Source organism: Robertkochia solimangrovi, from assembly GCF_007279655.1.
GTDB classification, from domain to species: domain Bacteria; phylum Bacteroidota; class Bacteroidia; order Flavobacteriales; family Flavobacteriaceae; genus Robertkochia; species Robertkochia solimangrovi.
The window spans coordinates 717,648-740,175 of record NZ_QKWN01000001.1; the positions used below are offsets into that span (position 1 = coordinate 717,648).

17 protein-coding genes and 1 pseudogene are annotated in these 22,528 nt (G+C 42.7%); 13 read left to right on the top strand and 5 right to left on the bottom strand.

Annotated features, from left to right (window positions below):
• Positions 1–81 precede the first annotated feature (81 nt).
• From DMZ48_RS03070 to DMZ48_RS03100, 7 genes are all read left to right on the top strand, one after another.
• On the top strand, positions 82–321 hold the full coding sequence (locus tag DMZ48_RS03070) for a FeoA family protein (protein WP_143953618.1): 240 nt from the start codon (positions 82–84) through the stop codon (positions 319–321).
• Entirely contained in the window at positions 318–2,417 is a 2,100-nt protein-coding gene (gene feoB / locus DMZ48_RS03075) for a ferrous iron transport protein B (RefSeq protein ID WP_143953619.1), read from the top strand. The genes DMZ48_RS03070 and feoB overlap by 4 nt, the downstream gene beginning before the upstream one ends.
• 166 nt (positions 2,418–2,583) lie before the next feature.
• Positions 2,584–3,168: a DUF6155 family protein gene (locus tag DMZ48_RS03080; RefSeq protein WP_338420292.1), complete on the top strand. Its 585-nt coding sequence runs from the start codon at positions 2,584–2,586 to the stop codon at positions 3,166–3,168.
• Positions 3,169–3,212: 44 nt separating this feature from the next.
• Entirely contained in the window at positions 3,213–3,662 is a 450-nt protein-coding gene (locus tag DMZ48_RS03085; protein WP_143953621.1) for a YybH family protein, read from the top strand.
• A 102-nt stretch (positions 3,663–3,764) separates the two neighbouring features.
• A complete protein-coding gene (locus DMZ48_RS03090; RefSeq protein WP_162558655.1) occupies positions 3,765–4,805 on the top strand; it encodes a c-type cytochrome in 1,041 nt (346 codons plus the stop codon).
• A gap of 150 nt (positions 4,806–4,955) precedes the next feature.
• Positions 4,956–5,645: a Tat (twin-arginine translocation) pathway signal sequence containing protein gene (locus DMZ48_RS03095; RefSeq protein ID WP_242009091.1), complete on the top strand. Its 690-nt coding sequence runs from the start codon at positions 4,956–4,958 to the stop codon at positions 5,643–5,645.
• An 11-nt stretch (positions 5,646–5,656) separates the two neighbouring features.
• Positions 5,657–6,073 carry a DsrE family protein gene (locus DMZ48_RS03100; RefSeq protein WP_143953623.1) on the top strand — a complete coding sequence of 139 codons (417 nt, stop codon included), beginning with the start codon at positions 5,657–5,659 and terminating at the stop codon, positions 6,071–6,073.
• A gap of 135 nt (positions 6,074–6,208) precedes the next feature.
• On the opposite strand, the gene DMZ48_RS03105 is transcribed toward DMZ48_RS03100, so the two are convergent.
• Positions 6,209–7,033: a ZIP family metal transporter gene (locus DMZ48_RS03105; RefSeq protein WP_143953624.1), complete on the bottom strand. Its 825-nt coding sequence runs from the start codon at positions 7,031–7,033 to the stop codon at positions 6,209–6,211.
• A 1-nt stretch (position 7,034) separates the two neighbouring features.
• Positions 7,035–7,686 (bottom strand): annotated as a pseudogene (locus DMZ48_RS03110) (metal-dependent transcriptional regulator).
• Positions 7,687–7,786: 100 nt separating this feature from the next.
• On the opposite strand from DMZ48_RS03110, the gene DMZ48_RS03115 reads away from it, so the two are divergent.
• Positions 7,787–10,033, top strand: a complete 2,247-nt coding sequence (locus tag DMZ48_RS03115; protein ID WP_242009100.1) for a TonB-dependent receptor — start codon at positions 7,787–7,789, stop codon at positions 10,031–10,033.
• On the opposite strand, the gene DMZ48_RS03120 is transcribed toward DMZ48_RS03115, so the two are convergent.
• Positions 10,030–11,004 carry a polyprenyl synthetase family protein gene (locus tag DMZ48_RS03120; RefSeq protein WP_143953626.1) on the bottom strand — a complete coding sequence of 325 codons (975 nt, stop codon included), beginning with the start codon at positions 11,002–11,004 and terminating at the stop codon, positions 10,030–10,032. The genes DMZ48_RS03115 and DMZ48_RS03120 overlap by 4 nt on opposite strands.
• 126 nt (positions 11,005–11,130) lie before the next feature.
• Between DMZ48_RS03120 and DMZ48_RS03125 the strand changes: the two genes are divergently transcribed.
• The 4 genes from DMZ48_RS03125 to DMZ48_RS03140 are packed head-to-tail and all read left to right on the top strand — an operon-like array spanning position 11,131 to position 17,837.
• Entirely contained in the window at positions 11,131–11,745 is a 615-nt protein-coding gene (locus tag DMZ48_RS03125) for a TetR/AcrR family transcriptional regulator (RefSeq protein WP_143953627.1), read from the top strand.
• Complete coding sequence (locus tag DMZ48_RS03130; protein WP_143953628.1) at positions 11,742–13,100, top strand: TolC family protein; 1,359 nt, start codon at positions 11,742–11,744, stop codon at positions 13,098–13,100. The genes DMZ48_RS03125 and DMZ48_RS03130 overlap by 4 nt, the downstream gene beginning before the upstream one ends.
• Before the next feature lie 30 nt (positions 13,101–13,130).
• On the top strand, positions 13,131–14,297 hold the full coding sequence (locus DMZ48_RS03135; RefSeq protein ID WP_143953629.1) for an efflux RND transporter periplasmic adaptor subunit: 1,167 nt from the start codon (positions 13,131–13,133) through the stop codon (positions 14,295–14,297).
• Between the two features lie 6 nt (positions 14,298–14,303).
• Positions 14,304–17,837 carry an efflux RND transporter permease subunit gene (locus DMZ48_RS03140; protein WP_143953630.1) on the top strand — a complete coding sequence of 1,178 codons (3,534 nt, stop codon included), beginning with the start codon at positions 14,304–14,306 and terminating at the stop codon, positions 17,835–17,837.
• 30 nt (positions 17,838–17,867) lie between these two features.
• Here DMZ48_RS03140 and DMZ48_RS03145 read toward each other — a convergent pair whose 3' ends face one another.
• Positions 17,868–18,959 (bottom strand): PA0069 family radical SAM protein, encoded by a 1,092-nt coding sequence (locus DMZ48_RS03145; RefSeq protein WP_143953631.1) that lies wholly within the window; start codon positions 18,957–18,959, stop codon positions 17,868–17,870.
• 107 nt (positions 18,960–19,066) lie between these two features.
• On the opposite strand from DMZ48_RS03145, the gene DMZ48_RS03150 reads away from it, so the two are divergent.
• Positions 19,067–20,482, top strand: coding sequence for a Gfo/Idh/MocA family protein (locus tag DMZ48_RS03150; protein WP_143953632.1), 1,416 nt, complete (start codon positions 19,067–19,069; stop codon positions 20,480–20,482).
• 1,282 nt (positions 20,483–21,764) lie between these two features.
• On the opposite strand, the gene DMZ48_RS18500 is transcribed toward DMZ48_RS03150, so the two are convergent.
• Entirely contained in the window at positions 21,765–21,902 is a 138-nt protein-coding gene (locus tag DMZ48_RS18500) for a hypothetical protein (protein ID WP_162558656.1), read from the bottom strand.
• Positions 21,903–22,528 lie beyond the last annotated feature (626 nt).

Sequence of the window (22,528 nt, forward strand, 5' to 3'; positions counted from 1 at the left end):
TACTAAGTAGTTAATAATTTCTTTAAACCCTTTTTTTGTTCTATTTTTGCTTACTTAAAATGAATCTAAATAAAGTTTACGTTGACGGTAGCAGAATTAAAGCGGGGCGAGCGCGGGATAATCAAGGAAGTAACTTCAAATCATATACCTATAAAATTACTGGAAATGGGATGTCTGCCGGGAAATACGGTAGAATTGATCCAGTTCGCGCCGTTTAGAGACCCACTCTATCTGAATATCAATGGGTCTTATCTCGCAATCCGCGAAGAGACCGCCCGTCATATCGAAATTGAATTACTGGAAGAAAAAGCAGTGCTATGAGCAGGCAGTTGAATGTAGCCCTGATCGGGAACCCTAATACCGGAAAGACTTCAGTTTTTAACCAGCTTACCGGGCTCAATCAAAAAGTTGGAAATTATCCCGGGATCACGGTGGAAAAGAAAGAGGGAGTATGTAAACTTCCCAGAGGTGTGAAAGCCCATATTCTCGACCTCCCCGGAACCTATAGTCTTAACGCAAACTCACTCGATGAGAACGTGGTGATCGAACTGCTTCTCAATAAAAATGATAAGGATTATCCGGATGTTGCCGTTGTGGTAACTGATGTGGAAAACCTCAAACGTAATCTCCTCCTCTTTACGCAGATCAAAGACCTGCGTATCCCGACCATCCTGGTGATCAACATGGCTGACCGTATGAGTCGGCGTGGAATCTCCCTGGATGTTCCCCTTCTGGAAGAGCGATTGAACACGAAGATCGCTGTAGTGAGTACCCGGAAAAAAACCGGGATCGAAGAATTGAAAAAACTGATACTCGAGTGCCGACAGATCTCTACCGAGCCCTGTGTCGATATTTCCTGTATCGATCCGGAATATTTTGCAGACCTGAGGGCTACCTTTCCAAAACAGGAGCTCTATAAACTTTGGCTGGTGATCACACAGGATGTCAACTTTGTGAATCTCGATCGGAATTTAGTTCCGGATACCGCTGGATTTACAACCCGTTCGAAATCTGACCTGAAACGATTACAACAAAAAGAGACAATATTACGATATCAGTTCATCAACGGGGTGTTGAAAGAAGGTTACCAGGTAGATGTGAATGCTGCCAAAGGTTTCCGTGCCACCCTTGACCGTGTTCTGACGCATAAAGTCTGGGGGTATTTGATCTTCTTTATGATCATGTTGCTCATTTTCCAGGCGATATACGACTGGAGTAGTTATCCGATGGATTTTATCGATGCGACCTTTGCCGACCTCGGTGAATGGGTTGGGCAAAATCTTCCACCGGGATCACTGACCGATCTGCTTTCCGAAGGGATTATTCCCGGATTAGGTGGGATTGTCATCTTTATTCCGCAGATCGCATTCCTTTTCCTTTTCATCTCAATTTTAGAGGAAACAGGTTATATGAGTCGGGTAGTATTCCTGATGGATCGTGTGATGAGACGCTTCGGACTCAGTGGAAAAAGTGTGGTGCCTTTGATTTCCGGAACGGCCTGTGCCATTCCTGCCATCATGGCCACGAGAAATATTGAAAACTGGAAAGAGCGTTTGATCACCATACTGGTAACACCCTTTACCACCTGTTCTGCGCGTTTACCGGTATACCTGATCATTATTGCACTGGTGATACCGAATACCCGTTTTATGGGAATGAATGTGCAAGGACTCACCCTGATGGGCTTATATTTATTAGGATTTGGGGTGGCGGTGTTTTCAGCCTGGGTACTGAATAAAGTATTACAGATCAAAAGCAAGACCTTCTTTGTGGTGGAGATGCCGAACTATAAATTACCGCTTGTTAAGAATGTGCTGATCACAGTGGTTGAAAAGACAAAAAGCTTTGTTTTCGGAGCCGGTAAGATTATTCTTGCCATTTCGATCGTACTTTGGTTCCTGGCCTCTAACGGACCAGGGGATGATTTCGATCGTGCCTCTGAAATAGTAACGGCTGAGGCTTCAAACACACAAGAACTTCCGGAACATCTTGCTGAAAAGATAGCTTCTTATAAATTACAGCATTCCTATATCGGAATTATGGGAAGAGCTATTGAGCCTGTTATTGCACCGCTTGGGTATGATTGGAAGATCGGAATCGCGATCATTAGTTCGTTCGCTGCAAGGGAAGTATTCGTGGGAACGTTGGCGACCATTTATAGCGTAGGAAGTGATAAAGAAGAGACGATCAAGAATCGTATGGAGAGTGAGATCAATGCCTCTACTGGAGAAAAATTGTTCACCTTGCCTTCAGGAGTATCCTTGTTGCTATTCTATGCCTTTGCCATGCAATGTATGAGTACAATTGCTATTGTAAAGCGGGAAACGAATTCCTGGAAATGGCCGATCGGACAGTTGGTTACTATGACCATCTTTGCCTATGTGGTAGCCCTGATCGCTTATCAGGTTTTAAAATAACAACACGTCAATTAACCTTTTCATAGGAATTGTTCTTTGATTAATTGATTAACTTTGAAAAAGGATTGGAATATAATGGTACAGGAAATAATAACATATCTGATTTTGATCGTCGCAGTGGGTTATCTCGTAAATAAATTTTTGATTCCTGCTTCCGTATTTTCTTTTGGAAAATCTAAAAAATCTGCTTCAGGAGCCTGCGGTAAATCCGGTTGCGATTGCAGGTAATTCCCTTTCTATGTCGAAAAGAGCGCTGAAAAAATACCTGGATTCCCTTAATGAAGAACAGTTAAAAGAGCAGTTATTGCACTTATATACTTCCTTCAGGGATGTCAAGGTATATTATGATTTCGCTTTTAATCCGAATGAAGATAAACTCATCGCAGAATGCAAGGAGAAGATCGCCAATGAATACTTTCCGGTAAAACGGAAAAAGGCGAGAGCCAGACGTTCTGTGGCACAGAAATATATCAAACATTTCTTAAGTCTTGGTGTAGAGCCGATGTTGATCGCTGATGTAATGTGGTTTAATATCGAGATCACTCAAACCTATAACCGGGAAAAAAAACTGAATCAGGAAGCTTTCTACAAGAGTGTAGTGCGTTCCTTTGATGAGGCGGTCAAGTATGTATTGGTGCATGGACTCCTCGATCAGTTTAAGAAACGTATCCTCGATGTCTATGAAGAAGCAAAAGAGCAACAATGGATGTTCATGTATAGTATGGAGCGTACCCTCGATTTACTTGATTAATCTTATATTTACTTCACTAACCAATTGATCAAATACTTTAGTTTATGAAAAGTAAGCTCTTTTCCCTTGTATTGCTGTTCCTAACTATCGGTCTTTCCGCCCAGCAAACCCTTGTGGAATCTGATAAGAATGCGGTGCTCGAAGTTCTCCAACTTCAGGAAGATGCCTGGAATAAAGGGGATATCACCGAATTTATGGAGGGTTACTGGAAATCCGACAGCCTCGCCTTTGTAGGTTCCGGCGGACCTGTTTTCGGGTGGAAGGCGACCAAGGATCGTTATTTTAAGTCGTATCCGAATACCACCGCGATGGGCAAACTTTCCTTTACGGTCAATCGAATTCAACAAGTGAGTCCGGTAGTTATTCAACTGATCGGTGAATTCCATTTGACACGAACAATAGGAGATCTTAGCGGTTATTTCACACTGATCTGGAGAAAGTTCGGCGACCAATGGGTGATCATTAGCGATCATACCTCTTCCGCTGATAAATAAGATTTTTAATTCTCTTAAATATTTGTATTTTAGATAAATAGTGCGGCACTTCAACTGGCACTAATGTTTCCCTCTTGCCCCGAAAATAATAGCGCGCAGCATATGGGAAAAAAGAAATTACGAAAACAATTCAGGGATCTCAGAGGTCTTATCAAACGGTATTGCTGCTTTCTGGCAATAGCGGTGGTAATCCTGCTGGTCATTTATTATGAGTTGTTTCCAAGGTTTGGAATGGGTATAGCCTCGGAGTATTCTGATCCGTTGAATATATACCGGGATATTGCAATGCTCGACAGTACGGCGGAAAATGAGATGATCTTATATGGGTATGACCTTTTTCAAAAGACCCCTGCCTATATCGGTAAGAGGAGTAGAGATACCCTAATGCATTTCGCCGGGAATACCTTGTCTTGTGGAAATTGTCATTTGTTTGCTGGTACCAAACCTTACGCTGCACCCATGATCGGTGTTTTGGATCGCTATCCTCAGTATCGTGGTCGTGAAGATCAGATCGGAACGATAGAAGATCGTATCAATGGATGTATGGAACGAAGTATGAATGGCAGGCTCATGGAGAAGGGGTCAAGGGAAATGCTGGCTTTTGTTGCCTATTTTCGCTGGCTGGATAAATATAAGATCGATGGTGAGCCTCCCGAAGGAACCGGATACCTGAATGTGCAATTGCCGGAAAGAGCCGTTGATACCGTTAAAGGAAAGGAGCTTTTTGACAGGCATTGTTCTGTATGTCATCAGCCTGATGGCAGTGGGGTCGTTAAAAAAGATAGTACCGGATTTCTGTATCCACCCTTGTGGGGTGTGGATACGTATAATAATGGGGCCGGGATGACCCGGGTGATCACTGCTGCCGAATTCATCAAAGCGAATATGCCCTTTGGGACATCCTATAATGCTCCTTATCTGACAGATGAAGAATGCTATGATGTGGCCGGGTATATAAATGTGCAACTACGTCCCGTTAAAACGAATCTTGAAGCAGACTTTCCTGATTTGAAGAAGAAGCCTGTATCAACACCTTATCCACCGTTTGCAGATCCATTTGATGTGACCCAGCATCAATTAGGACCCTTTCAACCCATCATGGAATATTATCAGAAGGAATATGGAATGAAAAAATCTAAATGACTATTTAAAGCACTGAAAAACAGGAAAATATAATTGATTATTTTGTTTTTTATTCTTACATTTATCTACTTTTCCCTTTGTACTACCCCCTACTTTTCGGAGTCCCCATACCTATTATCAGTTAGTAACAACCTTAACTAAATATAGATTATGATGAATTCCGATCAAAACAATTCAAGAAGAAATTTTATGAGTGCCCTGGTGATGGGAGCAGCAGCAGGAAGTTTAAGTATGTTGTCTAATCCGGTGTATGCGTCGAACTTTGCAAAGTTAGACTCAGATGTTTCTATGTCTGATGTCGATGAATGGTTCAAACAGGTTAAAGGAACGCATCGCGCAGTGTTCGATGGTTCCATGCCGCATAAAGGTTTTCCTGTGCTTTGGACCTTTGCGTTCTATGCAACCAATAACGCAAATGGTACACCTGATGAAGATATGACGGCTGTATGTGTGTTACGTCATAATGCGATTCCATTTGCCATGGACGACGGACTCTGGTCTCAGTATAAGCTGGGTGAGGCCTTTGAGATTAATGATATGTCTACCGGTAAGCCTGCTATGCGCAATGTGGTGTATGAGCCAACGGATAGCGATTTTCCGGTGCCTGGGGTAGATGGTATCAAAAAACTTCAGGAGCGTGGAGCTATGTTCTGTGTATGCGATCTGGCTTTAAAAGTTTATAGTGGTTTTACAGCTGCTAAACTTGGCATGGATGCCGCTAAGGTATACGATGAATGGAAAAGTGGGATTCTTCCCGGAATCCAGATAGTACCTTCGGGAGTACTGGCATTGGGAAGAGCTCAGGAGCATAATTGCGGATATATTTTCGCAGGAGAATAAATGTAGAAAAGATGAAAAAGTATATCAGCCTGTTATTGGGGTTGCTGCTGAGTATCGCGGTCTTTGCACAGGAGAAACCTGTGAAGATCGTGTTTGATGTGACCAGCAATAATCCGAAGACTCAGGAATCGGCTATTCGTCATGTAAAGATGATGTCTCAGGCCTATCCTGATTCTCAGTTCGAAGTAGTGATGTATGGGGGGTCAATCGATATGGCTCTTGCAGATAAATCAACGGTTTCCAAAGATATTCAGGAGCTGTCAAAATCCAAGAACGTAGCTTTTAAAGTCTGTGAAGGCACGATGAAGCGTCACAATATTGATGCTACGGCATTGGTGCCTGGAATTTTGACCGTACCAGATGGCATACTGGAATTGGTACAGCGTCAAAGCGAAGGCTGGGGCTATATCAAGGAAGGGGGGAACTAAGTTCTTTTAAAATCAGAATTGCCGCAATAAGATTTCTGTTCTTATGGTTTTATATTCCCGTTTCAGGGGTATTTTTAATTAATTTGATTTAGCGATCTCTAATTAACCACATGGAAATCTGTTGGGGCAATTTTTTTATCCTAATGCCACATCCAATGACATCATTACAATAAATCCACCCATAAATCCCAGTGTGGCAATATCGGTATATTTATCCTGCTGTGTTTCCGGAATCACCTCTTCAACGACTACAAATATCATTGCGCCTGCTGCAAAGGCAAGAGCATAGGGTAATACCGGAGTGAAGAAGGTTACGGCAAGGGCACCGATGACTCCTGCAACGGGTTCAACGATCGCTGAAAGCTGTCCATACCAGAAACTCTTTCTACGGCTCACTCCTTGTCTTCTTAGAGGCATAGATACGGCGATACCCTCCGGGAAGTTCTGAATTCCGATCCCTATCGCCAGAATTACAGCTCCCGCAATAGATGCTTCCGGAATGCCGGCAGCAACCCCTCCGAACAATACTCCTACGGCAAGTCCTTCAGGAATATTGTGCAGTGTAATCGCTAGTACCAGTAAGGTTGTTCGGTGAAGTTTGGTGTCCACACCTTCGCTTTCACTGGGTTTAAAGTTGATATGTAAATGCGGCAGATATTTGTCGAGTCCGAACAGGAATAAAGCGCCCAGCCCGAACCCGACCGCAGCCGGTAATACCTTGGCAAATCCTTCTCCCGAACTCATTTCAATAGCTGGTGCAAGTAAACTCCAGAAACTGGCAGCTACCATTACCCCTCCGGTAAATCCGAGCATTCCGTCCAGGACACTTCTTTTCATATTCTTAAAAAAGAAAACTACAGAAGCTCCGAGTGCGGTGAGAAACCAGGTGAAGGTAGTAGCGATTAGAGCACCCCATACCGGGTCGATACTTTCAAAAAATTGAAGTATATATTCAAACATATCAGTTTATTTTAATGTAAATGTTGTTGGCGGTTAATGAGGAAATATGAGTCTCAATGCCATTGACCGTAATCAGCATGGAGTTGTCAAAAGGTTCCTTATGCAATACCTTTACTTTATCTCCTAAAGAGATATTCAGTTTATCGAGATATTGCAGAAATTCTGAAGTTGAGTTTTTTCACTCCTACTACAATACCCATACTTTCTTTGACTGCAGATGCGATCAAAACTTTATCCATCGAATGAATATTTCCATCCTTATCCGGTATAGGGTCACCATGCGGATCAAAACGGGGATGGTCAAGAAACGTATCCAGTTTTTCGATGAGCGACAGACTTTTGATATGTTCCAGTTCTTCGGCGATGTCATGAACCTGATCCCAGGAAAAATGCAGTTTTTCCACAAGGAATACCTCCCATAGACGATGTTTACGAACGATCATGGCCGCCTGTTTTCTTCCGGTTTCAGTCAATCGTACTCCCTGATACTTCTTATAATTTACCAGATCCTTTTCCGAAAGTTTTTTTAGCATGTCGGTAACAGAGGATGCTTTGGTGTCCATTTTACCGGCTATAGCATTGGTCGAAACCTGTTTCTGATCCCGTGATAGATGATAGATGGCTTTGAGGTAGTCTTCTTCAGATAAGGTCATGTTCTCAGTTTTGACAAAAATACATTTTTATTTGCAAAAACAAATTTTTAGCTTTGTCTAAAAATATATTTTAATGTTTCAAAATCGAATACTTCTCTTGATGATTATATTTTTGTTGGTCCTCTGCCAGCTTCAGGCACAGCGTATCAAAGGAGAGGTGCATGCCGATGGAAGTGTATTGCCATTTGCCAATATTGCAGTGCGAGGGACTGCTTATGGGGCAGTTGCGAATGACGAAGGGATCTTTGAGATCAGGGATCTTTTACCGGGGAAGTATCAACTAGAGATCTCCTATACCGGATTTGTCACAGTTTATCGTAAGGTAGTCTTGAGTGAAAAGGATGTTTTTATTAAGGTGGAACTGCTGCCGGATGATGAGCTTGATGAGGTAGTGGTTTCCGGAACTCTGAAACCCGTCAGTCGAATGGAAACTCCCGTACCCGTTGAAGTTTATAAACCGGCATTCTTTCAGAAGAACCCTTCTTCAAATGTCTTTGAAGCCTTGCAACAGGTGAATGGGGTGCGACCGCAGATAAATTGTAATGTCTGTAATACCGGGGATATTCATATCAACGGGCTCGAAGGTCCGTATACCATGGTTCTGATTGACGGAATGCCGATCGTTAGCGGACTTTCCACGGTGTATGGTCTGTCTGGAATTCCGAACTCTTTGATCGAAAGAGTTGAGATCGTGAAAGGTCCGGCATCTTCCCTGTATGGAAGTGAAGCCGTAGGGGGACTCATCAATATTATTACCAAGGATCCTGAATTGTCGGGTACCTTCACTGCCGATTCTTATCTGACAGGGTATGGAGCGTATAATCTGGATCTGGGTTTTAAGATGTCAGTAGGTGAAATTGCAACCACGCTGCTGGGAGTAAATTACTTTAACTATGACCATCCTGTAGATAATAATCAAGATAATTTTACTGATGTTACCCTGCAACACAGGATTTCTGTATTTGATAAATTCTCCTTTCGCCGACCGGAAAATCGTGTCTTCCGACTTGCTGGAAGATTCTTTTATGAAGATCGTTGGGGTGGAGAGATGCAATGGACTTCCGAATATCGGGGAGGTGATGAGGTCTATGGAGAGAGTATCTATACCAAGCGTTGGGAGGTCCTCGGGGAATACCAGCTTCCGGTGGATCCGGATTTGATGTTCACCTTTTCCTATACCGATCACGATCAGAATTCCTGGTATGGAAATACGCCCTTTATGGCAGTGCAACGTATCGGGTTTGCCCGGTTAACCTGGGATCAGGAGTTGGGTTCTCATAGTCTGCTCTCAGGTATTTCCGGACGTTATAATTTTTATGATGATAATACGCCCGCTACCGAGAATGCTCATGGAAATTTGCCGGATGAAGTAATGATACCTGGGGTATTTGTGCAGGATGAATGGAGATTCGATGAAAAACGTAGTTTGCTTACTGGCTTTCGGTATGATTATGATAAACGCCATGGAAATATCTTTACACCAAGACTTGCTTTTAAATGGAAGCTGACCGATACTGATATTTTACGGTTGAATGCCGGTACAGGCTTCCGGGTCGTGAATCTGTTTACGGAAGACCATGCAGCGCTTACCGGAGCCAGGGAAGTGGTAATTGAAGAATCGTTAAAACCGGAACGATCCTGGAACATAAATCTTAATTACCTTAAAAAGGTTTATTCCGGCAGTGGTAATTATCTGGAGATGGAAATGTCGGCCTGGTATACATATTTTAATAACATCATATTACCAGACTATGATACCGATCCGGATCAGATCCTGTATCGAAATCTCGATGGATACGCCACCACCACAGGTTTTAGTGTTAATCTGGATTATCATTTGGCGAACGGATTGAAATTTTCCTTTGGTGGTACCCTGATGGATGTAAAAAAGAATGACGGAGGAGAAACGATAAGGCCGGTTTTAACCGAACGTTTCAGTAGTACCTGGGGCATTTCCTATACCATAATACCCTGGAATCTGAAGATCGATTACACCGGAAACCTGTACGGTCCGATGCGTTTACCGCTGGCTGGAGATCTCGATCCGAGGAATCCCGATTCACCAGTTTGGAGTATACAAAACATCCAGTTTACCTATATAAGATCTAAGAAGTTTGAATTCTACGGAGGCGTCAAGAATCTGCTGGACTGGACGCCGGATAAAGGAAATCCCTTTTTGATCGCCAGGGCAGAAGATCCGTTCGATAAGAATGTCGAATATGATAACGACGGGAACGTTATGTCAACGCCTGATAATCCCTATGCACTGACCTTCGATCCTTCCTATGTGTACGCCCCGAATCAGGGTGTCAGAGTTTTCGCAGGGCTGCGATGTTTTATCGATTAGACCTTACGACGCATGAGTCCGGAAGCGAGTTTTCTCAGCATATCTTTCCCCTCTTCAGGGACTTCTAGTCTGTCAAGCAGATCCATCGCTTTTTGGGTGTATTCCGAAATAGCATTCACTGTTTCGTCAACTGCACCACTTTCTTGCATCAGCTCCTTGACCATCACAATTTTGCTTTCCGGGTCTTCCGGAGAAACCGAGTATAAATGTCTCAATTGTGCAGCATCCCCGGTGTCAAGATTGTCAAGGGTTTTAAGATAAAGAAAGGTCTTTTTATTCTCGATGATATCTCCTCCGGTCTTTTTACCAAAGGTTTTCTCATCTCCGAAGGCATCGAGATAGTCATCCATCAATTGAAAAGCGATTCCGAGATTGATCCCGATATCGTAGATCTGATGTTGTTGTTCCTCCGTAGCATTCCCGATAATTGCGCCCATCTGTAGCGCAGCTCCAAGTAGAACGGCGGTCTTGTAGGTGATCATCGTAAGGTATTCAGAAATACTGACATCGTCACGATTTTCGAAATCGACATCGTATTGCTGACCCTCACAGACCTTTACAGCGGTATGGCTGAATAAAGTGGCGAGATCACGGAAAGTTTTCGGTTCGTAATTCTCGAATAACTGATAGGCGATGATCAGCATCACATCTCCGGATAAAATTCCGGTATTCACATCCCAGAGTTCATGTACCGTAGGTTTGCCGCGTCTGATAGGGGCATCATCCATGATGTCATCGTGAACCAGTGAAAAATTATGGAAGATCTCCACAGCCAAAGCCGCATCTAGAGCCAGCTTGTGGTCTCCGCCAAAGAGATCCGTAGCCAGTAAAGTGAGAACCGGTCTCAGTCGTTTTCCTCCCAGGTTGAGTATATAAACCATGGGTTCATAGAGATTTTTAGGTTCCTCTGTCTTTATTTTCTCCTGTAAATGTGCGGTAAGCAGATCACGATAGGCTTCAGTGCTGAACATCAAAAAAAATTTTTGCTAAAATACCATATTTCAAACGATCGCAAAGCTGGAAATAACGTTAATAAATTGTAAACCTGTGGAAACTTTTTTGGTTTTTAAAGTTTCCCGCTATAAATTTGCGCTCTTATGAAAGAAAAGATTTTAGATAAGAGTGCTGAAATGTTTCTGCATCTTGGTTTCAAGAGTGTTACACTGGATGATATAGCCAACTCCATTGGAATTTCAAAGAAGACCATTTATCAGCATTTCAGTAATAAAAATGAATTGGTGGAAGCCTGCGTATTTCACCTTTTCGATCGTATTACTTGTAGTCTTGAGTCGATAAAGGAAGAATCTGAGAATCCTATCGAAGAATTATTTCGTATTAAATGGGTGATCAGGCAACAACTTAAGAATGAAGCCAATTCTCCTTATTTCCAATTAAAGAAATATTATCCCAAAACCTTTAAATGCTTTCGAAACCGGCAGAAAGGCTATATGCTGGAATGCGTGGTGGAGAATATCACTAAAGGTATTGAGATGGGATTATTTCGAAAAGAACTCGATGTTGACTTTACAGGAAGGATGTACTTCGCCGGTATGATCTCTACCAAAGATGAAGAGGTTTTTCCGCTGGATATCTATCCTAAGGATCACTTAGCAGATCTTTTTCTCGATTATCATTTACGGGCGATCGTAACGCCTAAAGGATTAGAGACCCTCGACCAATTTAATAATATAGATAAACAAAAAAAGCAATGAAGAGACTAGTATTAGTCGTATCGCTGTTATTGGCATTATCTGCCGAGGCCCAACAAGCAAAGCAATATAGTTTTAGCCTGGATGAAGCCATACAGTTCGCACTGGACAGCAGTTATACCGCGATCAATTCGCGGCGAGAAATAGCCAAAGCGCTTAAAAAGAAATGGGAGACCACCGCGAGTGGTTTACCGCAGATCGACGGAGCCGTTGATTATCAGAATCAGTTAAAACAACCTGTTACTCCCCTTCCCGGTGAACTTGTCGGACAAGATCCCGGAACCTTTGTTCCTGTAATTTTTGGAGTGAAACAGCAAATGTCGCTTACCGCAACCCTGCGCCAGTTGATCTTTGATGGTTCTTATCTGGTTGGATTACAAGCCGCAAAGGTCTTCGTGGAATATAACGATAATGCCAACGAAAAGACCTTACTGGAGGTTAGAAAAGGAGTGATCAATGCCTATGGAGGTGTGCTTCTTGCTGAGGAAGGTATCGATATACTCGAGAAGAACCGCCAGACGCTCAGTGAGAATCTGAGAGAGACTCGGGCTACCTTTGAAAGTGGTTTTGCAGAAGAAGAAGACGTGGAACAACTTCAGATTACATTACTGCAGATCGAAAATGATTTGAGAAATGCCATTCGTATGAATGAGATCTCACGTCAGATGCTGAATCTGGCTTTGGGTATTTCTGTAGATGCCGCAGTAAACCTCGAAGATAACCTCAGTACACTTACCATGAAGGAGATCGGATCAGGTATCGCCGAGGAAGCATTTATTATGGATGAGAATGTTGATTTTAAGATCGCTAATAATCTGACCTCTCAGAGAGAGTTGGAGTTAAAGCTCGAAAAGAGTAAGGCATTACCATCGCTTAACGGTTTTGTGAATTATGGTACCACAGCATTCAATCAGGATTTCGTGTTCTTTAAAAGTGAAACACCCTGGTATCAGAGTTCGATTCTAGGAGTGAGCATGAACATTCCAATCTTTAGTTCGCTTTTGAGAAGTGCCAGAACACAGCAGGCTAAAATCGCTCTGGATCAGTCACAAACCCAATTGCAGGAAACCATACAGCAGATCGAACTGGAATACCATCGTTCGATGAGCAATTTTGAATATGCCGTAGCAAAATATGATGCAGCTACGCAGAACCTTCGGCTTTCCGAAAGGGTGGAAGGAAAGAATCAGGTCAAGTTTCGTGAAGGGATCGCCAGTAGTTTTGACTTAAGGCAGGCACAAACGCAGCTTTACAACGCTCAACAGGCTTATATTCAATCCATGGTAGATGTGATCAATGCGAAAGCAGCTCTCGAAACGGTATTGAATACACCGGATCTCGGATTGAATAAAGAATAATAACACACACCAGCATATAAACAAGCAAAAATGAAAAGGTTTTTAGGAATTTTAATTATACCCATGTTGATCGCTTCCTGTGGTGGCGAATCAAAAAAATCAGTAGATAGCGTTATCGAATCCGGTGATCTCACAACGATCAGAGCTAAGAAGGAAAGCCTTACCGAAGAATTCGACGTGATCGCTGCTGAACTGGCTAAACTCGATGAGGCGATATCCAAACTCGATACAGTAAAGAAACTCGCTTTGGTATCTTCACTGAAGATCAGTGATACCCTGTTCCAGCATTATGTGCAGCTCCAGGGAAATGTTAGTACCAAACAAAATATCGTCATGAATTCTGAATATTCAGGAATCCTTAAAGAGGTTTTAGTGAAGGAAGGTCAACAGGTGAAAAAAGGTCAGCTTCTCGCTCGTATCGATGACGGAGGACTTTCTGCTCAGCTGGCACAGTTACAGGTTCAAACGGAACTGGCCAAGACCACTTTTGAACGTCAAAAACGTCTTTGGGAACAGAATATCGGTTCTGAAATGCAGTACCTGCAGGCTAAGACTCAATTCGAAGCGAATCAGAACGCTGTTGCCCAACTCGAAAGTCAGCTTGGAAAAACCAGAGTTACAGCACCCTTCACCGGTTCCATCGATGAAATTATTGCAGATCCCGGATCCAATCTCGCTCCAGGTTCCCCTGTGCTTCGTATCGTAAGCCTCGGTGATATGTATATCGAGATCGAGGTTCCTGAGATCTATATACCCAGTATTTCCAAAGGAACCGAAGTGAAAGCCTATTTCCCGGTTCTCGGCAAAGAATATACCACTAAAGTTCGCCAGGTAAGTAACTTCATCAACCCTGCCAATCGTACTTTCCGTGTGGAATTCGCAGTACCTAATGATAACGGACTTATAAAACCTAACCTGACCGCAAGAGTGAAGATCAATGATTATACCAGTGAGAAAGCCATGCTGATCCCACAAAGTATCATTACTGAAAATGCTGACGGTGATCAGTATGTGTATACGACTGTAAAAGCCGAAGGAGGAATTGAGACTGAGGTTCAGCAAACGATCATCACGACCGGCAAAACTCAGGGAGATCTGGTTGAAGTACTTGAGGGTATCGAACCCGGAGATGAGATCATCAGTGAAGGAGCCAGAAGTTTACTTCCTGGACAAAAGGTACAAATCAAAAACAACTAGCCTTAAATGAGTAAGATTCAAAAAAATACAGAAAAGGAATTCGGTCTTTCTTCCTGGGCAATCGAAAATAGCACCACGATATTCGTGCTTATCGGTCTGTTTCTGGTGATGGGTATTTCCGCCTATTATGGAATGCCAAGAGAAAGTTTTCCTGAGGTAAGTGAAACCAAAATCTATGTGAGTACTCCCTATCCCGGGAATACCTCAGAAGATATTGAACGACTTATTACAGATCCGCTTGAGGATGAACTCAAAAACCTGAGTAATGTGGTAGAGATCACTTCTACTTCTCAGGAGGATTATTCAATTATAACGGTGGAATTCGATGAGAATATTACCGTGGAAGCAGCGAAACAATTGGTCAAGGATGAGGTGGACTCTAAAAAAGCCAGTGAAGACTGGCCTTTGTTCAACAATGCTAAAGTGGAACCCAACGTATTTGATCTGGTACTCTCTGAAGAGATCCCGATTCTTAATGTTAATATCAGCGGAAATTATCCCGTAGATAAACTGAAGGAATATGCGGAATACCTCGAAGATCGTATCGAAGATCTGGATGCGATCAAACAGGCAGATATCCGTGGTGCTCAGGATAAAGAAGTGGAGGTTGCTGTGGATGTCTATAAGATGATGGCAGCCAAAGTGAGCTTTGACGATATCCTGAATGCGATCAGAAACGGAAATGTGACCATGTCTGCCGGAAATATGATCACCAGCGGACAAAGAAGAACGATCCGAATTCTCGGAGAGATCGAACGGCCGGTGGAATTGAATAATTTCGTCGTTAAGTCTCATGACGGAGCCGTATATCTGCGTGATGTTGCCAAAGTGACTTTCAGAGATAAAGATAAAACCACCTATGCCCGTGAATTTGGAGAAAACGTGGTGATGCTCGATGTTAAGAAACGTGGCGGTAAAAATATGATCGAGGCGGCAGATGAGATCCGTGAGATCATAAAAGAGGCGGAAACAGACTATTTTCCAAAAGATCTGTATGTCTCCATGGCTAATGATCAGTCGACCAAAACGCTGAATCAGGTGAATGACCTGGTGAACAATATCATTTTCGGGGTGATCCTCGTGGTGTGGATCCTGATGTTCTTCCTTGGGTTCCGTAATGCACTCTTTGTAGGGTTTGCGATCCCGATGTCGATGTTTATGTCGCTGATGATCCTGCAGGCACTGGGCTATACCTTGAATACCATGATCCTGTTCGGACTCATCATGGGGCTGGGGATGCTCGTGGATAATGGTATCGTGGTTGTTGAGAACGTTTACCGACTCATGGATGAGGAAGGGATGAGTAGAATGGAAGCAGCCAAGAAAGGTATTGGTGAGATCGCGGTGCCGATCATCATATCTACCGCCACTACGGTTGCCGCATTTGTGCCGCTTGGAATGTGGCCCGGGATCATGGGTGAATTTATGATCTTCTTCCCGATCACGCTTTCCGTTGTATTGGGTTCTTCCCTCTTTGTGGCAATATTTATGAATTCCATGCTGGTTTCAAGATATATGGACACGGGCGAAAAGAAATTGACCCGTAAGCAATTGATCCGTCTAAGCCTGTTCCTTTGTACCCCGGGTGTTCTTATCCTGATCTTCGGAGGGGAAATGAGAGGTTTTGGATCATTGATGATCGTTACTGCTGCGATGTTCTGGATCTATCGATACTGGCTGAAAGGTTCAGCGGAATGGTTTCAGAATAAGGTGTTGGTTTCCCTGGAGAATGGATATAAGAAAACGGTTGGATTTGCACTTAAAGGGTTCCGTCCCTATCTTTTTTCAGGAGGGATATTTCTTCTTCTGATCATCACGTTCGTGTTATTTGCAGGTTCGTTACAAAGCCACCGAACCAAAGTTGAGTTCTTTCCCGATAACAAACCAAATCAGATCAATGTCTACATCGAGTATCCTCAGGGAACCGATATTGAAAAGACCAATGCGATCACCAAAGATATCGAAGGCCGGGTATACAATGTCATCAATGACAGTGAATACATGGATGGCGACTATAATTTCATGACCGAATCTGCGGTTTCTCAGGTTGGGGAAGGTTCCGGTAACCCGATGACCAGTATGGGGTCTTCTGCAGAAATGCCACACCGTGCCAAAATTACGGCAACCCTCAGAGAGTTTAAATTCCGAAGAGGTAAAGACAGCGAAATATTGCGTCAGAAAGTTCAGGAGACCTTAAAAGGCGTTTATCCCGGACTCGCAATTTCTGTGGAAAAGGATGCCGTTGGTCCTCCGGTAGGATACCCGATCAATATCGAACTTACAGGGGAGAACTATGACGAACTAATTCTTACAGCAGAGAATATGCTTGATTTCATCAACCGTAAGAATATTGCCGGTATTGAAGAATTGAAGGTAGATGTGAACAAAGGTAAACCCTCGATGATCGTGGAGGTTGACCGTGAAAAGGCAGGAGAACTCGGAGTTGCCGTCGGACAGGTAGGAAATCAGTTAAGACGTTCTATTTTTGGCGAGAAGGCCGGAGTTTATAAGGAGAGCGGAGATGATTATGATATCTATGTACGCTTCAATGAAGAACAACGTTATAATAAGAATGCCATTTTTGAACAGAATATAATCTTCAGGGATCAGGCCAGTGGTCAGATCAAGGAGATACCGGTTTCAGCGGTGGCAAGACAAAGAAATACCTCTGCCTTTAGTGCGATCAAGCATAAAGAGACCAAAAGGGTAGTTACTGTGTATTCTGGATTACAGCCCGGATTTACCGATGCAAACGCTATTGTAGAGCAAATACAAAAGGAAATGGTAGATTTCGAAATGCCCTCGGGTGTTGAAATCGATTTCACCGGACAGTTGGAGGAGCAGCAAAAACAAATGAAGTTCCTGATGGGGGCCTTCTTTGCCGGACTCGGTCTGATCATGTTCCTGCTGGTATTCCAGTTCAGTTCGATCTCCAAACCAACGATCATTATGATCGCGATCTTCCTGAGTTTTATCGGCGTGTTTGGTGGATTGATGATCACCGGTTGGCCGTTCGTGATCATGATGACCATGATGGGTATTATTTCCCTGGCGGGTATCGTGGTGAATAATGGAGTGGTATTACTGGATTATACGCAGATCCTGATCGATCGTAAACTCATCAAACTCGGCCTGCCGGATGGCGCTTATCTTGATGATAAGGATGTTAAGGATGCGATCATTGAAGGTGGACGTGCTCGTTTACGTCCGGTATTACTGACTGCGATCACGACTATTCTCGGACTGATTCCGTTAGCGATCGGATTGAATATCGATTTCTTTGGATTATTTACAAACTTTAATCCGGATGTTTATGTAGGGGGTGATAATAAAATTTTCTGGGGACCACTTGCTTGGACAGTGATCTTCGGACTCTTTATTGCGACCTTCCTGACCTTGATCATTGTGCCGACACTCTTCCTGATCACTTATAAAATGAAGCGGTTTTTCTATGGAAAAAGCGTGGAACGTGAAGAGAAGAAAGAACGCAAACGTAAAGCAAAGGAACAGAATGAACCTGAAGAAGTGTTCAGTAAATAAAATTAAGGCCGGATTCAAGTCCGGCCTTTTTTATTGGAAAAGTCGCAATTGGTCTGGATTCTTATTCAAAGTTTTGAACTCTGTGTATAATTCATGGTTGAGGGGTTTAAATTTTTGGTTCCTGAAGTATTTTCTTTTTGCCAAAGCGATGAGTTGATGCAGTTGTCTGGCCACTTCTCCTTCTCCTTTGGATCTCACGCCGAATCTACTATCGTTCAGTTGTCCGCCATGACACGCTTTAATCTGATTCAGGACTCGTTCTGCCCGATCCGGAATGGTTGTGTGTGCCCATTCGGTAAATATCCTTCCAATGGCCCCATTTAGCCTGACTACCGTAAACCCAATGGAGCTAGCCCCATGATCTGCTGCTGCTTCTGCTAGCGGCAGGATCTCCTGGCTGTTAAGTGCCGGAATTATCGGAGCGATCATCACATTTACTGGGATTCCTGCATCCGTTAGTATTTTTACGGTTTGCAAGCGTTTTGCTATGCTTGCGGTTCGCGGCTCTAACATTCGTCTTAGGTTCTCATCCAGTGTTGTAATAGAAATATTAATTCCGATCAACCGATGGTGATTCAACTCGGTAAGGAGATCCAGGTCTCGTAAGAGAAAGGCATTTTTGGTGATGATACCGGTGCAATGCCGGTATTTTAAAAAGACCTTCAGGCATTCCCGCGTAAGTCTGTATTTCTGTTCGGCAGGTTGATAGCAATCGGTGTTTCCCGAGAGTACAATGGTATTCCCTTTCCAGGAACGGCTTTTGAGTTTTTCTTCCAGAAGTAGGGCCGCATTCTTTTTTATTAATATGTTCTTCTCGAAATCCAATCCTGGATTGTATCCCCAGTATTCATGTGTATTCCGGGCGTAGCAGTATACACAACCGTGTTCACATCCCTGATAGGGGTTCATGGAATACTCCATACCTACATCCGGACTATCAACCTTGTTTACGATCGATTTGGGGAAGACTTCGAGGAATTTTGTTTTTCCGGTTTCCGCTTCTTCGCCTTCCAGCCTGCAGAATTCCAGGAATTCAGGGTCAGATTCATGGGTAAACCTGTCAAATCTGTTGCTGATATGGGTCTGAGCACCTCTTCCTTTTATGATCGATCTATTGGACATAGTCCAAATTTAAGGAAATAATCCATTTAAAAGAAAGAAAATTGATCTGATTATTTTTTGTAACTTTTTCAATGATAAACCATTAAACTTTTAATAGCAAACAAACTATGAAACGCAGAAAGTTCATTAAGCGTGCCGCGATGGCCGGTAGCGCATTTTACATTGTGCCTTCCCATGTTTTGGGTGGCAAACATGTTCCTCCGAGTGATACACTCTATATGGCCGGTTTCGGTGTCGGTGGACGTGGTGGAGGTGTGGTTGGAGAACTGCATCAAACCGGAAAAGTGAAGTTCGTCGCATTTTGTGATGTCGATGACAGAAGCGCTGCCGGGACTTATAAGAAATTCGATAAAACCGCCAAATATAAAGACTTCAGAAAGGTTTATGATGCCCATCTGAAAGAGATCGATGCGGTGATGGTAGCAACACCCGATCATAATCATGCTACGATTGCGATACCTTTTATGCGTGCTAAAAAGCATGCTTATGTTGAAAAACCGTTAACCCATAACATCATGGAAGCGCGATTGATGTCAAAAGTTGCCGCTGAAAATGGTATCGTAACCCAAATGGGAAATCAGGGGAGTTCATCAGACGGTATCCGTACCGCTCAGGAATGGATCGATGCCGGTGTTATTGGGAAAGTAAATCGTGTGGATTGCTGGACGAACAGGCCAGTATGGCCACAGGGTATGAAAAGTGAGTTGCCGGGGCAACCGGTTCCCGCAGAACTCGATTGGGATCAGTGGCTCGGACCCGCAGCCATGAGACCGTACAATGATGCCTATCTGCCGTTCAAATGGCGGGGTTGGTGGGATTTTGGCACCGGGGCACTCGGAGATATGGGTTGCCATATCATGGAAACTCCTTTTAAAGCCTTAGGTCTAGGATATCCGTATGAAGCCGAAGCGAGTTGTACTACGGTTTGGTCGGGAGATTTTGTAGAGGCGAATTATGCGAGTGCTTGTCCGCCTTCATCTGTCGTGCGATTGAAATTTAAAAATGATACACATGGCGATGTTTCTCTGAACTGGTACGATGGTGGAATTATGCCGGATATACCGGAGCAACTTCAAAAGGGGGAAACCATCGGTGATACCGGTGGAGGAAGTATTTTCTATGGGGAGAGAGGAATCCTGGTTACCGATACTTATTCTGCTAACCCTCGTATCCTGAAACATTATAAGGATAGCGTAGGAGATTTTCCGAAAGAAACCTTGCAAAGGGTTAAGAAAGGACATGCTGATAATTTCGTTAACGGATGTTTAAACGGGACAGAGACTTCTTCACCTTTCTCTTACGCCGGTAAACTTACTGAAGCTGTATTGATGGGTAATCTCGCGATAAGAGCTTATCAGATGAAAGAATTAAAGAACGGGAAATCCCCAGGTGACTGGGAACCGTATAATTATCCGGGTAGAAAAAAACTTCTATGGGATGGTGAACGTATGGAGGTGACCAACTTTAAAGAAGCCAATGATTGGGTTAAGGGAGAATACCGTGATGGCTGGAAGCTGAGTTAATGTTGGAAACTATCGGTCTGATGGCACATTGAATAGTGACGATTTCCTTTGCCTCGCATTCGTCAAGTGTCGATTCACTGCTTGCGCTGCGTGAAGTGTCGTCGCTATTTGTGGGCCTTTAGCCCAAAATGCTATACTGACCTGTGGTGAAAGTGTTCTTCGCTGGCTCAGTTGATTGGATGTGGAATTTAGATGCTCAGCGTCTGTTTGGGATAGTATAAAAATGAAAAGGGTGGACTAACGTCCACCCTTTTCTTGCCCCAAATCTTACCATGAACTTAACCTACTTATGCTATGGTGATGTAAAGATATATTTGGGTTTGAATACTGTTAAATAAATCTGATTAACGTATGCTTTTTTAGATGAAATACCTGAGACGGGCTATAAAAAACTGATGGGTATAAAAAACAGTAAATCAGTAAGTTAGAAGTGTGATTTAAACAGATACAAAACGTGTAGGACTTTATTTATACAAAATAAAAAAGGTGGAAATTAATCCACCTTTTTTGCCCCAAATCTTACCATGAACTTAACCTACTTATGCTATGGTGAAGTAAAAGTATACGGATGTGCTTCAATCTCAAAAAGAATAAGTTTAAAGTCTTTTCTTTTAGATTAATGGAATGAAATCCGATGAACTACAACGTTATTTCTGATGAACTACCTAATTCTTATATACTAATACTTATTACGTATTTCATAGGGATGATTATGGTTTTATGAATTTTTAGGTTTTTAATCTATAATCCGTTCTAAATCGGTGACCATCCTTTTCCTGATGACTCGGGCCAACTTCGGTGAAGTCGAGGTGTGATCCTGTATGCGACAGGCAGCCTTCCTCTATTTGTTTAAGATTTCATCGAGTGGCGTTGCTATCGTAGTGCTTTCAAATGAGGCTGCTATAATGACTTGTGGCAATATTTACGAAGTGATTTCACGGACACAGTTTAGAGTGGTTATTGAAGGTTCCTTTGTGGGAGGTCTGTGGTTCGGTATATAAATAAAAAGGGCAGACGTTAGTCTGCCCTTTTTGCCCCAAATCTTACCATGAACTTAACCTACTTATGCTATGGTGAAGTAAAAGTATACGGATGTACTTCAATCTCAAAAAGAATAAGTTTAAAGTCCTTTCTTTTAGATAAATGGAATGAAATCCGACAAACTACAACGTTATTTCTGACGAAATGCTTCATTCTTATAGACTAATACTTTATACGTATTACCTAACGTCGATAAAAGTTTTGAGATTTTTGGAGAGGACTGCCTGTTGGGTGGGTTCTTTTAATAGTACCAGATCATAGTTCCGTGACGATCTTGTTTGCCGGAGGCAGGCAAGACATCGGACGGACCTTTGGTGAAGCTGTTACGTCTTCTCACAGAATTTGGAAGGCCTGTTTGCGCTTCCTGAATTGTTGTCATTATTTAGGTCCATGAGGCCTAAAGTCTAAATCGACTTGACGTGGAAGTTATTGGGTAAGTTTAATTCTTCTTAGCGCTCTTCAGAAGGTCAGGTTTAATGGTGGTTAATGGCGTTAGCTGTACAGAAGGTTTGTTGGTTTGGTATATAAATAAAAAGGGCAGACGTTAGTCTGCCCTTTTTGCCCCAAATCTTACCATGAACTTAACCTACTTATGCTATGGTGATCTAAAAGTATGCGGATGGATTTCTATGTCAAAAAGAATAGGTTTAAAAGCCTTTCTTTTAGATTAAAGGAACGTTTTTCGATTAATGGCATGTTTCTTAAGTGTTGAAAATCAGTATACCAAATGGTTTTTTTATTGTTAATAAATCGATATTTGAGGTGTTGGTGTTAACAATGAGCTGCTCTGATTTTTTCTAAGGTATCGTATTATGAAAAATCCTTTTGAAAGATTTGCGTATCCAAGCCAGGAAGTTTTCACTTCTGATTTAATGAATATAAAAGGCTGAAAATGAGAAAATATTAAAAAGATGTGGGGTGAAATGAAGATTGTGTAAAATAAAAAAGGTGGAAATTAATCCACCTTTTTTGCCCCAAATCTTACCATGAACTTAACCTACTTAT

What these genes read in the sequence shown, in the direction of transcription:
- feoB (WP_143953619.1), top strand. Translation starts at nt 318, where the DNA reads ATGAGCAGGCAGTTGAATGTAGCCCTGATCGGGAACCCTAATACCGGA.
- DMZ48_RS03085 (WP_143953621.1), top strand. Translation starts at nt 3,213, where the DNA reads ATGAAAAGTAAGCTCTTTTCCCTTGTATTGCTGTTCCTAACTATCGGT.
- DMZ48_RS03090 (WP_162558655.1), top strand. Translation starts at nt 3,765, where the DNA reads ATGGGAAAAAAGAAATTACGAAAACAATTCAGGGATCTCAGAGGTCTT.
- DMZ48_RS03095 (WP_242009091.1), top strand. Translation starts at nt 4,956, where the DNA reads ATGATGAATTCCGATCAAAACAATTCAAGAAGAAATTTTATGAGTGCC.
- DMZ48_RS03100 (WP_143953623.1), top strand. Translation starts at nt 5,657, where the DNA reads ATGAAAAAGTATATCAGCCTGTTATTGGGGTTGCTGCTGAGTATCGCG.
- DMZ48_RS03105 (WP_143953624.1), bottom strand. Translation starts at nt 7,033, where the DNA reads ATGTTTGAATATATACTTCAATTTTTTGAAAGTATCGACCCGGTATGG.
- DMZ48_RS03115 (WP_242009100.1), top strand. Translation starts at nt 7,787, where the DNA reads ATGATTATATTTTTGTTGGTCCTCTGCCAGCTTCAGGCACAGCGTATC.
- DMZ48_RS03120 (WP_143953626.1), bottom strand. Translation starts at nt 11,004, where the DNA reads ATGTTCAGCACTGAAGCCTATCGTGATCTGCTTACCGCACATTTACAG.
- DMZ48_RS03125 (WP_143953627.1), top strand. Translation starts at nt 11,131, where the DNA reads ATGAAAGAAAAGATTTTAGATAAGAGTGCTGAAATGTTTCTGCATCTT.
- DMZ48_RS03130 (WP_143953628.1), top strand. Translation starts at nt 11,742, where the DNA reads ATGAAGAGACTAGTATTAGTCGTATCGCTGTTATTGGCATTATCTGCC.
- DMZ48_RS03135 (WP_143953629.1), top strand. Translation starts at nt 13,131, where the DNA reads ATGAAAAGGTTTTTAGGAATTTTAATTATACCCATGTTGATCGCTTCC.
- DMZ48_RS03140 (WP_143953630.1), top strand. Translation starts at nt 14,304, where the DNA reads ATGAGTAAGATTCAAAAAAATACAGAAAAGGAATTCGGTCTTTCTTCC.
- DMZ48_RS03145 (WP_143953631.1), bottom strand. Translation starts at nt 18,959, where the DNA reads ATGTCCAATAGATCGATCATAAAAGGAAGAGGTGCTCAGACCCATATC.
- DMZ48_RS03150 (WP_143953632.1), top strand. Translation starts at nt 19,067, where the DNA reads ATGAAACGCAGAAAGTTCATTAAGCGTGCCGCGATGGCCGGTAGCGCA.
- DMZ48_RS18500 (WP_162558656.1), bottom strand. Translation starts at nt 21,902, where the DNA reads ATGACAACAATTCAGGAAGCGCAAACAGGCCTTCCAAATTCTGTGAGA.